This window comes from Chitinophaga sp. YIM B06452 (assembly GCF_039655965.1).
Taxonomy (GTDB): Bacteria; Bacteroidota; Bacteroidia; order Chitinophagales; family Chitinophagaceae; genus Chitinophaga.
Window position 1 is genome coordinate 855,138 of sequence record NZ_JAWLKY010000001.1, and the last position, 13,205, is coordinate 868,342.

Genomic DNA, 13,205 nt, shown 5'->3' on the forward strand with positions numbered 1-13,205 from the left:
GTAATTTTCAAGTAAATCGCTTCAATTTATGATTAAGCTCCGGATCATTGGCACAGCTTTCCTGTGCGCCGCCGCTTTAGCCGCCTGTAAAAAGAATTCGAAGGATACGGAGCCAGATACGCCGCCGCCGACTACGCCTGCAACCGGCACACGCCTGCAGCTAAGCCTTGATACGTTGTATCTTTTCGCGAAAGAGACCTACCTCTGGTACGACGCCATTCCTGATTACAGCACGTTCAATCCCCGCGGATACGCCGGTTCGGACGATCTGGCCAGCCTGAAGAACGCAATGTATAAGATCAGCCAGTTAAAGGAAAATCCTGCCACGCAGAAGCCATACGAATATTACGTGCCCAATCCTTCCCGCTCCAAGTTCTCCTTCGTGGAAAGCGGCAACCTGGCCAGGGGCATCAAAGGCGCGGTGGACCTGGAAGGCAGTGGCAACGACATGGGCTTCCAGGCGATACCCGTCACCTTTGCAAACGACCCGACGCCGGGTAAAAGATACGTGTACGTAGCTTACGTGGAAAAAGGCTCCCCGGCCGACGCAGCCGGCCTCACCCGCGGCTGCGAGATCACAAAAATGAACGGCGGCAACCCGCCTACAGACGCCGGTTCGCTGAACACGCTCATCAATGGCAGTACCCTCAGCCTGGAGTTCACCAAAACAAACGGCACCAAAGCCACTGCAAACCTTACCAAGAAAACTTATACCAACGACCCGGTGACTGCCCATAAGGTGATCCAGGGCAGCGGCACCAACAAGATCGGCTACCTGAACCTCATGCGCTTTTCCCGCCTCAGCGTAGCGGATAATTCGCTGGATGAGGCTTTTGCAGAATTTGCCACTGCCGGGGTGAACAACCTGGTGATAGACCTCCGCTACAATGGCGGCGGTTATGTTGAAACTTTCGAATACCTCGCTAACCTCATCATTCCCAACGCGATGAATGGCAAAGTGATGTACAAGGAGCAGTTCAACACCCTGCTCCAGGAAGGCAAAGCCCCCATCCTGAAATCGCTGCCCCTGCTGGACGCCAACTATCAGCAACGCTACAGCAACGGCAAGCCGCTCACCTATGCTGATGTGGATTTCACGCTGGCAGGCAACGTATTTTACTTCGCAAAAAAAGGTACCCTGGACAATGTGCGCAAGGTGGTGTTCATCATGACCGGTTCTACCGCCTCCGCCAGTGAACTCACTATCAACAGCTTAGCCGCTTACCCTGCCAATATCGACGTCAAAACCGTGGGCAGCAAATCCTATGGCAAACCTGTTGGTTTCTTCGGCATCGGCATCGATAAATTCACCGTGTACATGTCCCAGTTCACCAGCACCAATGCCCTCAACAAAGGCGATTATTTCGATGGCTTCACGCCGGACATGGCCGAGCAGGACCTGGTGACCCGCGACTTTGGCGACCCGCTGGAAAGCAGCCTGGCCAAAGCGATCAACTATATCAATACCGGCTCCACCACCGGCAGGCTTTCAGACGCCCGCATCGCCACGGCGAACGGCAACGTGGTGAACGCCTCCGACCTGAGGATGGAACCCGTGGAAAGCGCAGGCTTTAACGGGATGATCGAGCACAGGAGGAGATTAAAATCTGAATAACTCCCGGAAATAATACATGTAATTCTGAACGGGCTGCCTTTGGGCGGCCCGTTTTTATTTGCCCGGGGTCAGGCATTTACGCATAAAGGCGGGAGACCGGTCACATACGGGCATAAAAAAACGGGGAAAAATCCCCGTTTCGTAAAATCAAAAACCAACCATTAAAAAAAACGATCAGGAGTAAAACCCTTGCAACCAGCGGTGTTGCCGGTCCTGCTCCTTTAATATCTTTCCTTCGTTGGCAGAAGGCTGGAACCAATCCAGTATATATCAAATGATTCTTTTCGTCGCAAAGATAATGCAGCTATTTATTTATTTGGCTGCGGTGTTGTTCTCAGATAAGGTTTGATGATCTTATGACCTTTCGGGAACTTGGCCGGGATGTCTTCCGTTTTAACCGCAGGCACCACGATCACGTCTTCACCGTCTTTCCAGTCTGCCGGTGTGGCCACGCTGTAGTTAGCCGTAAGCTGGAGAGAGTCTATCACGCGCAGCACTTCGTGGAAGTTGCGGCCGGTGGAGGCGGGATACGTGATGGTCAGTTTCACTTTCTTATCCGGGCCTATCACGAACAGCGACCGTACGGTAAAGGTTTCCGAAGCATTCGGATGGATCATGCCGTAGAGGTTCGCTACTGTTTTATCTTCGTCGGCAATGATGGGAAAAGTCACATCACAGCCCTGTGTTTCATTAATATCGCCGATCCAGCTCTTGTGTTTATCCAGGGGATCTACGCTGAGCGCCAGCACTTTGACGTTACGTTTGGCAAATTCGCCGTTCAGGAGGGCAGTTTTGCCAAGTTCAGTCGTACAAACAGGGGTAAAATCGGCAGGGTGAGAAAATAATACGCCCCAGCTGTCGCCAAGGTATTCGTAAAAGTCTATTTCTCCAATGGTGGTTTTCGCCTTAAAGTTAGGGGCTGTATCGCCTAATCTTAAACTCATGGTCAGTTCTTGTTTATGATGGAATCAAAAATACTAATTTCCTACAATTTTTATAGACTTTAAGGTATTTTTTTACAGTTTTTTAATCTTGTTTTAATTCTGCGGGGGAAAAGGCCCTGGTATTGTATTCCAGGGGCGGCAGGCGGTCGTGTGCCTGCCGGAGCCCTGTTCATACAACAATGGACGAGCCGGGGTTAACAAAAGTCCGGATGGTGGCCGTTCTCTCCCCGGGGGCATGGGATCAGACGGTGCTTTTCAAAATGGGTAACAAGGGATAATGGACGTCATGGTTAACGAGGATAAATGGATGATCTTGAAGGTTAACAATGATCATGGATGTTTTAAAGTGGTTTTGATGGTTAACATGGGGTATCGGGATCAGTCATTTTTCGGGGATTGCTGCCAGGCGTAGTACGCCAGGGTATATTTCATATCGTCTTCCAGCTCGGCTTTCATCCTTGCGGAAGCTTCGTCGAATTCCAGTTCCAGGTAGCCCAGGTACAGCGCGTAATGCCCGGCCAGCGCGCTCATGCACTGCGCCACGCCGCGGGCATTGGCTTCCGTGCGGGTGATGGGCTCCGCTTTGCGGATATAAAAACAATTGTTGTCTGAATATTCCATCCATTCCGTACCCGGCTCAAACTGCGGGCGGGCAAGCTGGAAGCTCAGGTTATCGAACAGCACGGGCTCGCCCAGCTGCGCTTCAAAATCGATCATTTCAGGTATCTGCTCCATCGTTTCCAGCTTCTGCACAATGGCCATCTGCACTGCTTCGCTTTTGTCTTCCACCGCGCGCAGCATGGTGTTGAGCACATCATAATTCGTCACGAAATCGCATTTGCGCCAGCCTTCCGCAGTTTCCAGGTAACCCCAGCAGGTGAGGTAATGGGAATCGTCCAATATGATCTGACCCACTTTGATGGCGGTTGCTTCTTTGTAATCGGATGTTTGTACGGATACCTTTTTCATAATTGCTGATTGATAACGATACAAAAATATCAGGACCGTACGCAGGGGATATGCGTAGCAAATTTGTTTTATTTTAGGGCCGGTAAAAAAAGATCGATCATGCCTAAAAATAAAGATGCGCTTTCCCGTTACCGCTGGCTGGACGAGCGTTTTCGCAATAAACGGCTGCCAAAACCTTCCCTGGAGGACCTGGTGGAGTTCGTATCAGGCAAAATGGACAAGACCATTGCCGTGCGCACCATCCAGAAAGACATAGAAGATATGCGCAACGATGCGGAGCTGAACTACTTCGCGCCCATTATATACGACCGCAGCAAGCGGGCCTATTATTATTCGGACGAAAATTTCTCCATCAGCAACAGCCCCATAGACGAAGCGGACCTCCAGGGCCTGGAAGTGGCCATCGGCATATTGGAACAGTTCCGCAGCCTGCCGGTGATACAGCGTTTCGAAGACGCCATCCTCAAAATCGCCGCCAGCCTCAAAATGAACCGCCAGCAACTGGAAAACCGCGGCCTCATTAAATTCAGCCGGGGCAGCCAGTACAAAGGCGCCGAGCTGATCCCCGAGATCGTGGACGCGATCAAGAACCTGGAAGTGATCCGCATCGCCTACCAGAGCTTCGACCGCAGCGAACCTAAAGAACACTGGGTAGAACCTTATCACCTCCGCGAATACAACCACCGCTTCTATCTCATTGGTAAAAGCCAGAAAGCGAAAGGCGGCACCCTGCTCACTTTCGCGCTGGACCGCGTGGTGAAGCTCTGGCCCACCGATAAACATTTCGATGAAAAGAATTTCGACGACGCCAGCTATTTCCAGCATGCCATCGGCATCACCGTGTCTGAAGGCGAACCGGAAGAGATCGTCCTCTCCTACACGCCGCACCAGGGCAAATACGTGAAAACGCAGCCGCTGCACCCCTCGCAGGAAATATTAAAAGACGACGAAGAAGAATGCCGCATCAGGCTGAATATCGTGGTGAATCACGAGCTTGTTATGCTGCTGCTCAGCAGCGGCAGCCGCGTGAAAGTGATACAGCCGCAGCACCTGGCAGACCGCATCCGGCAGGAAGCCGCGGAAATGCTCAAAAAATACCAGGCATAAAAGAAATCCCGTCATTGCGAGGAGCCACCGAGCCAAAGCGGGTGGGGCGACGAAGCAATCTCCTGCGTTGAATTGACCCACGCTCTGTTTGGAGATTGCTTCGTCGCGCTTCCTGCTGCACAGAATTCCTTTCAGCTCCTCGCAATGACAGACTTTTCCAGAGCGCAATGACGGATTTTCTCCGCAATGACGGAATAAAAAAAGAGGCATTCCACAAGGAACGCCTCTTTCAGTATCGGTCAATTTTATATTACTGCTTCACAGGCTTTTCGAAGATCTTTTCATCCACAGGTGAGTTGAACAGCATCTTCGTTACTTTCAGCTTTACGCCGGTGGGCTGCGTTTCCACCACGGAAGCATACGCGTAACCATCGTCCGTTTTTTTGTATTCCAGCAGCGTGTTGATCGCTTCCTGGCCGCCCATCTGCACAGACCTCCTGGTGATGTAATAACTTTTCGTATCGATGAAATAATTGGCCACATTGCCGTCTTTACGGGTCAGCTGTATCTTGTAAAGCTCCGCGCCGTCCGCGGTCTCTTTGCCGATCAACTCCAGTGTATGGCCTTTTTCTTTCGCATTCACCAACTCGCCTTCAATATCCAGGTCGGGCCCGATCTCCTTCAGGCTTTCAGCGGGCACATCCACCGGTTCGGTTTGCTGTTGCACACCCAGCAGGTTCCAGCCGCCTGTAGTGGTGGCCACCTGGATATTTTTGGTGCCCATCGCGTCGAACTCGATGCGCATGCCGCGTTTGTTGATGATCGTAGCTTTAAAGGGGAATTCCATGCCCTGCACTTCCATTGTGCCTTCCGTTACTGAACTCTTGAGAGCCCCCAGTTTATCCTTGCCGCCCATCGCGGTGATATGTTTGCTGACAATTTCGTCCACTGTCTGTGCTTTCGTGCTAACCGCAGCAGTTGTAAGCGCTGCCGCCAGGGTTAACATGAGGTAATGCTTCATAAAAATTAGTTTAATGATAGATTGGAATTGCTACAAATGTTGTCTTTTTATCAGACCTGGCAAAATCAATTAGGTTTTCTTTAACGGTTTTTCACGAGTTTTACGGCTATGAACCAGTTACAGCTGGCCGGCCATGTGGTAGACATTCCCGGCAGAAGAACATACCCCGCCGTGGTCACCCTTGCCAACGGCCGTATCCAAAGCATCGAACCCGCTGCAACCGCGGTACCGGACCGCTACATCCTTCCCGGTTTCATTGATGCGCATGTGCATGTGGAAAGCGCCATGCTGGTACCTTCCGAGTTTGCGCGCATGGCCGTGGTGCACGGCACTACAGGCACCGTATCCGACCCGCATGAGATCGCCAACGTATGCGGTGTTGAAGGTGTGGAGTTTATGCTAAGCAATGGCGCCAAAGTACCTTTTAAGTTCTGCTTCGGCGCGCCCTCCTGCGTGCCCGCCACCATATTCGAAACCGCCGGCGACAGCATCAACGCGCAGGCGGTGGATCAGCTGCTGCAACGGCCCGATATCTATTATCTCTCCGAAATGATGAACTATCCCGGCGTACTGCATGAAGACGCCGGGGTGATGGCTAAAATAGCCGCGGCCAAACGGTATGGCAAACCGGTAGACGGCCATGCGCCCGGCCTCCGCGGCGATGATGCCGCCCGGTATATTGCAGCAGGCATCAGTACCGACCATGAATGTTTTACACTGGAAGAAGCGCTGGACAAGCTGCAGCACGGTATGCACATCCTCATCAGGGAAGGCAGCGCCGCGCGTAATTTCGAAGCGCTGGCCCCGCTGCTGGATTCACATCCGCAAATGGTGATGTTCTGCAGCGACGACAAACACCCGGACAACCTGGAAGAAGGGCACATCAATGTGCTCGTGAAAAGAGCGCTGGCAAAGGGTTACGACCTGTACAACATCCTGCTGGCCGCCTGCATCAACCCCGTGCAGCATTACCGCATGCCCGTCGGGCTGCTGCGGGTGAATGACCCCGCGGATCTCATCGTGGTGGATGACCTTCAGCATTTCAACGTCCTTGAAACATACATCAATGGCACACTGGTGGCGAAGAACGGGGAAACGCTCATTCCTTCCGTTCCCATAACACCTATCAACCGCTTCAGCTGTTCACCCAAAACAGTAGCCGATTTCCGCATTGCGGCAGATGAGCCGACCGTGCGGGTAAAAGTGATCGAAGCCCTGCAGGGCCAGCTGATCACCAACCGCATCAGCGCGATCCTTTGCAGCCATGGCGGCAATCTTGTTTCCGACATTTCGCAGGACGTACTGAAAGTGGCCGTGGTGAACCGTTACAACGAGGCGCCGGTAGCCTGCGGGTTCATCCATCACTTCGGGTTGAAGAAAGGGGCCATCGCTTCCACCGTAGCGCACGACAGCCATAACATCATCGCCGTAGGCGCGGATGATGAAAGCATCTGCAAAGCAGTGAACAACCTGGTTGAATGCAAAGGCGGCATCAGCGTAGTGTCTCCGGATGGGAATGAGGTAATGCCGCTGCCCGTTGCGGGATTAATGAGCGCGGAAGACGGTTACCTTACCGCGCATAAATACGGCCTCATGGACAAAGCGGCCAAGGCCCTGGGCTGCAGGCTGGACGCGCCTTTCATGACATTATCCTTCATGGCGCTGCTGGTGATCCCGCATCTGAAGCTGAGCGACAAAGGATTATTCAACGGGGATGAATTTGTTTTTGAGGAACTGGCTTTCCCGGAAGAGTAATGATCATCCTTCACCAAGATATAAAGCGCCATTCACGCTGTCGCGGCTGGCGCCTGTTACAGAGCTGAGCACATTCGGCTGCTGGCGCCAGCGCAGCGCTCCTATCAGCGCCATTACCAATGCTTCTTTGTAGGCCGCCGTCTGCTCATCCGGCACTACCACCGTAATGCCCAAAGGCTCCAACTGCGCTTTGATGGTTTTGATGAGGAAGAGATTAAACACCCCGCCGCCAGTAACCCACAATTTCTTTTCCTGCGTAGCCTCTCCAGACACCGCTTTCACAGCAGCAACGATCTGCTGCGCGATATGTTCCACGTACGTGCGCAGCTTGCCCTGTACAGACAGGGTGTGCGTGTTGATCAGCGGCAGTATCACATCCGTTCCGAAATCGTTCGCGAGGGATTTGGGGAACGGACGGCTGTAATAGGGCTGGGCGTTCAGCGCGTCCAGCAGTTTGGCGTCTGTTACGCCGCCTGAGGCCAGCGCTCCGTTCTCGTCGTAACTTTTGCCGAGCGCGGCCGCCAGCGCGTCCAGCACGCGGTTGGCCGGGCACACGTCGAAGGCGTGGTAGACGTCTTCATTTTTAGCGGAAAGATTGGCAATACCACCCAGGTTCAGCCAGTAATCATAGCCGGGGAACAACAGTTTTTCCCCAATAGGCACAATGGGAGCACCCTGGCCGCCGAGCGCAACATCCATGGAACGGAGGTCGCTGATAACGGGCAGGCCGGTTTCCGCGGCAATGGCTGCGCCGTCGCCCAGCTGGGCCGTCATTTGCTGTTCAGGTATATGAAAAGTGGTATGGCCATGCGAGGCGATGAAATGCACCCGGTGCTCCAGGTGATTGCGGCGGATGAATTCTTTTACCTGCCGGCCGATGTGATGGCCGTAGGCGGTATGCAGCAGCTGGTATTCCCGCGCAGGCAGGTTCACGGCGCCTTTCAGGCTTTCCGTCCATTGCGTGTCGTAAGGCAGGCATTCAGCTGCGTGGATCACATAACCCCACTGGCCGCGCACTTCGCTCAGCTCCACGAAAGCCATATCCAGCCCATCCAGTGCACTGCCTGACATTAAACCGATTACATTGTATACCATGCTGCGAAATTTCAGCAAATATAACAGGAAGGAAAAAACTTTTATGGAATACCTGTCATTTCCTGCATCCATACCCCGGAAACAAACCGATCTGTTATGAAAAAGATACTCCTGTTACTCCTCGCCGCCCTCCCTGTACTGGCTGTAAATGCCCAATCCGGTAAAGAAAAGGTCATTACCGGGAAAGTATTGTCCATACGTGATTCCCTGCCATTAACCGGCGCCATGGTGACCATTGCCGGCACCACCCAGGGCACAGCCACCAATATGCTCGGCGAATTCAGCCTGAAAGTGGAAACGGATACTGTTACACTGGAGATCCGCTTTATGGGCTATGCTACCGCGACACGGAAAATCTCCGCGCGCGATAACAATGTTACCATCCGGTTGAGCGAAGATTCACGGGCGTTGCAGGAAGTAGTAGTAACAAGCTATGCCCAGGTGCAAAAGAGAGCGGCGGTAACCGCGTCGATTAGCGCTGTTCCATCTGCCGCCATTTACGGATCACGGGCTATGCAAGGCATCGTGCATTATGAGCAGAACACCAATGAGTTCGGCAGGATCAACGAAAACAAATACCACACCGCGAAAAACGATCCGCTGAGCACTTTCTCCGCGGATGTGGACCGTGCTTCGTACACCCTCGTGCGCCGCTCCCTCGGCCAGGGCCAGCTGCCCGAAACCGATGCGGTAAGGGTGGAAGAACTGATCAATTATTTCGATTATAACTACACAGCCCCGCAGAACCAGGACCCGGTGGCCATTCACACCGACCTGGCCATTTGCCCCTGGAACCCATCGCACCAGCTGGTACGCATCGGCATACAAGGCAAACGCATACCGGCGGATAACCTTCCCGCCTCCAACCTCGTATTCTTACTGGATGTTTCCGGCTCTATGGAATCGGAAAACAAATTGCCCCTCGTGAAGCAGGCGTTTAAACTGCTGGTGCAGCAGCTGCGGGCGCAAGACCGTGTGTCTGTCGTGGTGTACGCCGGCGCGGCGGGCCTGGCGTTGCCTTCCACCAGCGGCAAAGACAAAGTGCGCATCATCGCCGCGATCGATAAGCTGGAAGCGGGCGGCTCCACCGCAGGCGGCGAAGGCATACAGCTGGCGTACCGCATAGCGGGGGAGAATTTCATGAAAGAAGGCAATAACCGCGTGATATTGGCCACAGACGGTGATTTTAACGTAGGCATCTCCAGCGAAAAAGCGCTGGAGAAACTGATCGAAAAAGAAAGGGAACAAGGCGTATTCCTTTCCGTGCTGGGCTTTGGGATGGGAAATTATAAAGATAATAAACTCGAAACCCTTGCAGACAAGGGAAACGGGAACTATGCCTATATCGATGATTTCGAAGAGGCCCGCCGGACCTTTGCTACGGAGTTCGGCGGCACCCTCTTCACCATTGCCAAAGACGTGAAGCTGCAGGTAGAGTTCAATCCCGCGCAGGTGCAAGGTTACCGCCTGATCGGTTATGAAAACCGGTTGCTGGACAAAGAAGATTTCAACGACGACAAAAAAGATGCGGGCGATATGGGCTCCGGCCACACCGTGACCGCGCTGTATGAAATTGTGCCCGCGGGTTCGCCCATGCCGCAGATCGGTTCCGTGGACCCGCTGAAATACCAGCAGCCCGCGCCCGTTCCCACACCGCTGGTGCAGAGCAGGGAGGTGCTGACGGTGAAAGTGCGTTACAAAGCTCCCCAGGGCAAAAAGAGCCAGCTTTTGCAGGCCGTGCTACAACCCGGCGCAAAGCCGATCAGCGAATGCCCGGCGGATTTCCGTTTAGCCGCCTCCGTGGCACAGTTCGGCATGCTGCTGCGCAACAGTCCGCATGCAGGCAAATCCAGCTTCGACGATGCGCTTAAACTGGCCGTATCCGCCAAAGGCGATGATCCTGAAGGATACCGGGCCGAATACATCCAGCTGCTGAAGAAGGCGCAGGCGCTGAGCGCATCGGTGGCGAAGGAAGATTAAGAAAGGTTGCCGGGGAACGGCTTGGGTAGCGCCCCGGGCGGATGGGTGCCTGGCTGCCGGCGCCTTATCTTTCAAATACTGCGGCGGAAGGGTTAATTAATCCTTTCGCCGCACTGCTTTTCGCCATTGGTAAGCAAAAAAGCACTATTTTGGCGTGCAAACGCAAAATGGCAGGGCTATGATTATCAATTTGAGTGAAACCAATTCGCTGGTGGGCGAATGGATGAGCGAGATCAGGGATGAGGTCGTACAGACGGACAGGATGCGCTTCCGCAGGAACCTGGAACGGCTGGGCGAAGTAGCTTCCTATGAGATCAGCAAAACCCTCACCTACGTGGATAAGGAAGTGCAGACCCCGCTGGGCACCGCCACCTGCGGAGTGCTGAAGCAGCAGCCCGTGCTGGGCACCATTCTTCGAGCCGGCCTGGCCTTGCACCAGGGCCTGGTGAATTATTTTGACAAAGCGGATCACGCCTACATTTCTGCCTACCGCAAACATAACCGCGACGGTTCCTTCGAGATCAGCCTGGAATATGTATCCTGCCCCCCATTGGACGGACAGGTGCTGATCCTCTCCGATCCCATGCTGGCTACCGGCGCTTCCCTCGTCAAAACCATCGATCACCTGGCCGAATTCGGGAAACCCGCTCATATTCACATTGTTACGGCCATCGCCTGCACCATCGGCATCGAATACGTGCAGCGGAATGCCGACGCCAACATCAGCATCTGGGCCGGGGACATTGATGATGAACTGACGGCCAAAGGCTACATCGTGCCCGGTTTGGGCGATGCCGGCGACCTGGCTTTCGGTACCAAGGTGCAGCAGTAACAAATTGCAATTTTTTACGTTCTTATAGATAGAAGCGCCCCCTTTAAAGGTGCTTTGTGCGTCAACCAGATCCCGCAGCAGCTGTCGTCGTTTTAAACTCACTGGTATTCATTGCAAAGCAGATACAATAGCGGATTTTCATTATATAGATTTAATTTGAAATATGAATATTGTTTTGTAGCTTTGAATTATATAGTGTCCCTATATGTTTTATAACCGTTGAAGTGATGAAAAAAGTTCTACTCCTATTAACCATGACCCTTTATGCATTCAGCCAGGCCAAGGCGCAGGACCCGCATTTCACGCAGTTCTTCGCATCTCCGCTTACGCTGAACCCTGCGTTTACAGGGTACTTCTCCGGCGATCTCCGTCTTTCCGGCAACTACCGCTCCCAATGGCGCAGTATTGCTTCTCCTTATATTACCGGCACGCTCGCAGCGGACTTTGGTATCCTGAAAAACACAATTTCTTACACAGATACCTGGGGTGTAGGCGTTCTCGCGCTGTACGACAAAACCGGCGGCGGCGCGCTGAATTCCAACTACGTGGCGCTCAGCACAGCCTATCACAAAGGGCTTGACGTAGAGGGCAACCACACACTCGGTATCGGCCTGCAGGCTGCGTTTGTGCAGAAACGTGTGGACCAGAGCAAGCTGATCTTCGAGCAGCAGATAGGAGACAATGGTTACGATCCTTCCCTGCCCAGCGGGGAAAGCATCACCAACACGGCTATTTCTTACATGGATTATAACGTGGGGCTGCTGTACAGCGGCCTGGTGGGCGAATCTTCCAACCTTTACCTGGGCGTGTCTTATTACCACTTCACGCAGCCTACGGAAACGTTCCTGAATGCAGACAACAACCGCCTTAGCTACCGTTATACCGTCCATGGCGGCGGCTCCTTCCCGGTAAACGGCAGCAACCGCATCCACGTGAGCGCACACTACATGAAGCAGAACCAGGCCGCAGAAACCACGATGGGCGGCGCTTACGGCTTTATGCTGAATGATATGCCCGACGCTCCCACCATCTTTTACGTGGGCGCATGGTTCCGTTTGAAAGACGCTGTAAATCCTTATGTTGGATTGGAATTCAACAGCGTGAAAGTAGGTCTCAGCTACGATCTGAACGTATCCACCCTGAAGCCCGCGTCCAACTACCGCGGCGGCATGGAGCTTTCAGTGATCTACATCCGTACAAAGGGCGACAACAAAAAGAACGGTACACTCTGCCCGAAATTCTAACCGGTTTCTCATAATACTGAAGGGCCTGCAGTTTATGCAGGCCCTTCTTATTTTTAGTACTGTCCTTCATCTTACCAGCCCTTTCCCTTTACTCACCCAGGGGCTTCCTTTCACGGAGAAACGGTAGGGCAGGTAGGCGTCTTCCATCGCATACGCCACGCCTACACGCGTTCCCGCCACTATATCCTTCTTAGCCACCGGCGGCGCGTCTTCTATCCAGATCACATCGCCGAGCAGGCTTTGCCCGGTGAGCGCGGTGGTAATGCCAAGGGCTTTGGAAAGGCTGCCCGGACCGGCGGTGAGCGTGTAATCCACCTTCTGCTTGCCGCAGCGGAAAAGCATATGATCTATACCTTCCAGTGGCTCCAGGCCCCGTACCAGCACGGCATGCGGCACATCCTCCGAGTTCGTGACCACGTTAAAAAGATGATGAATGCCGTAACAGAGGTACACGTAAGCCACGCCACCCGGGCCGAACATGATCTCCGTCCTGTTGGTCCTGCGGTTATTCCAGGCATGGGAAGCCCGGTCTGCCACGCCGTTGTAAGCCTCTGTTTCCACGATCCTGCCGGATGTGCGAATGCCGCCAATTTCCGTCACCAAAACCTTACCCAGCAGTGCTTTTGCGACTTTTAACACATCTTTATCAGCATAAAATGCCCTTTCCAGTTTAGCCATACTGCAAAATATTACTATTTTACAT

The 13,205-nt window shown here is 53.3% G+C and carries 11 protein-coding genes; 6 read left to right on the forward strand and 5 right to left on the reverse strand.

Annotation, left to right across the window (positions count from 1 at the left end):
- The first annotated feature begins 28 nt into the window (after positions 1–28).
- Entirely contained in the window at positions 29–1,615 is a 1,587-nt protein-coding gene (locus tag R3I13_RS03115; RefSeq protein WP_346316459.1) for a S41 family peptidase, read from the forward strand.
- Between the two features lie 308 nt (positions 1,616–1,923).
- Here R3I13_RS03115 and R3I13_RS03120 read toward each other — a convergent pair whose 3' ends face one another.
- Positions 1,924–2,559, reverse strand: a complete 636-nt coding sequence (locus R3I13_RS03120) for a peroxiredoxin (RefSeq protein WP_346316460.1) — start codon at positions 2,557–2,559, stop codon at positions 1,924–1,926.
- Positions 2,560–2,937: 378 nt separating this feature from the next.
- Complete coding sequence (locus R3I13_RS03125) at positions 2,938–3,528, reverse strand: hypothetical protein (protein WP_346316461.1); 591 nt, start codon at positions 3,526–3,528, stop codon at positions 2,938–2,940.
- Between the two features lie 99 nt (positions 3,529–3,627).
- On the opposite strand from R3I13_RS03125, the gene R3I13_RS03130 reads away from it, so the two are divergent.
- Positions 3,628–4,635 (forward strand): WYL domain-containing protein, encoded by a 1,008-nt coding sequence (locus R3I13_RS03130; protein ID WP_346316462.1) that lies wholly within the window; start codon positions 3,628–3,630, stop codon positions 4,633–4,635.
- A 250-nt stretch (positions 4,636–4,885) separates the two neighbouring features.
- Here the strand turns inward: R3I13_RS03130 and R3I13_RS03135 are convergent, their stop codons facing one another.
- Complete coding sequence (locus R3I13_RS03135; protein WP_346316463.1) at positions 4,886–5,596, reverse strand: hypothetical protein; 711 nt, start codon at positions 5,594–5,596, stop codon at positions 4,886–4,888.
- 108 nt (positions 5,597–5,704) lie between these two features.
- Here R3I13_RS03135 and ade point away from each other — a divergent pair, with 108 nt between their 5' ends.
- Positions 5,705–7,351, forward strand: coding sequence for an adenine deaminase (gene ade, locus R3I13_RS03140; protein ID WP_346316464.1), 1,647 nt, complete (start codon positions 5,705–5,707; stop codon positions 7,349–7,351).
- 3 nt (positions 7,352–7,354) lie between these two features.
- On the opposite strand, the gene R3I13_RS03145 is transcribed toward ade, so the two are convergent.
- Positions 7,355–8,446 carry an anhydro-N-acetylmuramic acid kinase gene (locus R3I13_RS03145; protein ID WP_346316465.1) on the reverse strand — a complete coding sequence of 364 codons (1,092 nt, stop codon included), beginning with the start codon at positions 8,444–8,446 and terminating at the stop codon, positions 7,355–7,357.
- 96 nt (positions 8,447–8,542) lie between these two features.
- Here R3I13_RS03145 and R3I13_RS03150 point away from each other — a divergent pair, with 96 nt between their 5' ends.
- The 3 genes from R3I13_RS03150 (at position 8,543) to R3I13_RS03160 (ending at position 12,502) form a co-directional block, all read left to right on the forward strand.
- Positions 8,543–10,426 (forward strand): von Willebrand factor type A domain-containing protein, encoded by a 1,884-nt coding sequence (locus R3I13_RS03150; protein ID WP_346316466.1) that lies wholly within the window; start codon positions 8,543–8,545, stop codon positions 10,424–10,426.
- Between the two features lie 178 nt (positions 10,427–10,604).
- Positions 10,605–11,258 (forward strand): uracil phosphoribosyltransferase, encoded by a 654-nt coding sequence (gene upp, locus R3I13_RS03155; protein ID WP_346316467.1) that lies wholly within the window; start codon positions 10,605–10,607, stop codon positions 11,256–11,258.
- A 227-nt stretch (positions 11,259–11,485) separates the two neighbouring features.
- Complete coding sequence (locus R3I13_RS03160) at positions 11,486–12,502, forward strand: PorP/SprF family type IX secretion system membrane protein (protein WP_346316468.1); 1,017 nt, start codon at positions 11,486–11,488, stop codon at positions 12,500–12,502.
- A 66-nt stretch (positions 12,503–12,568) separates the two neighbouring features.
- Here the strand turns inward: R3I13_RS03160 and R3I13_RS03165 are convergent, their stop codons facing one another.
- Positions 12,569–13,180, reverse strand: a complete 612-nt coding sequence (locus R3I13_RS03165) for a DNA-3-methyladenine glycosylase (protein ID WP_346316469.1) — start codon at positions 13,178–13,180, stop codon at positions 12,569–12,571.
- Positions 13,181–13,205: the final 25 nt, after the last annotated feature.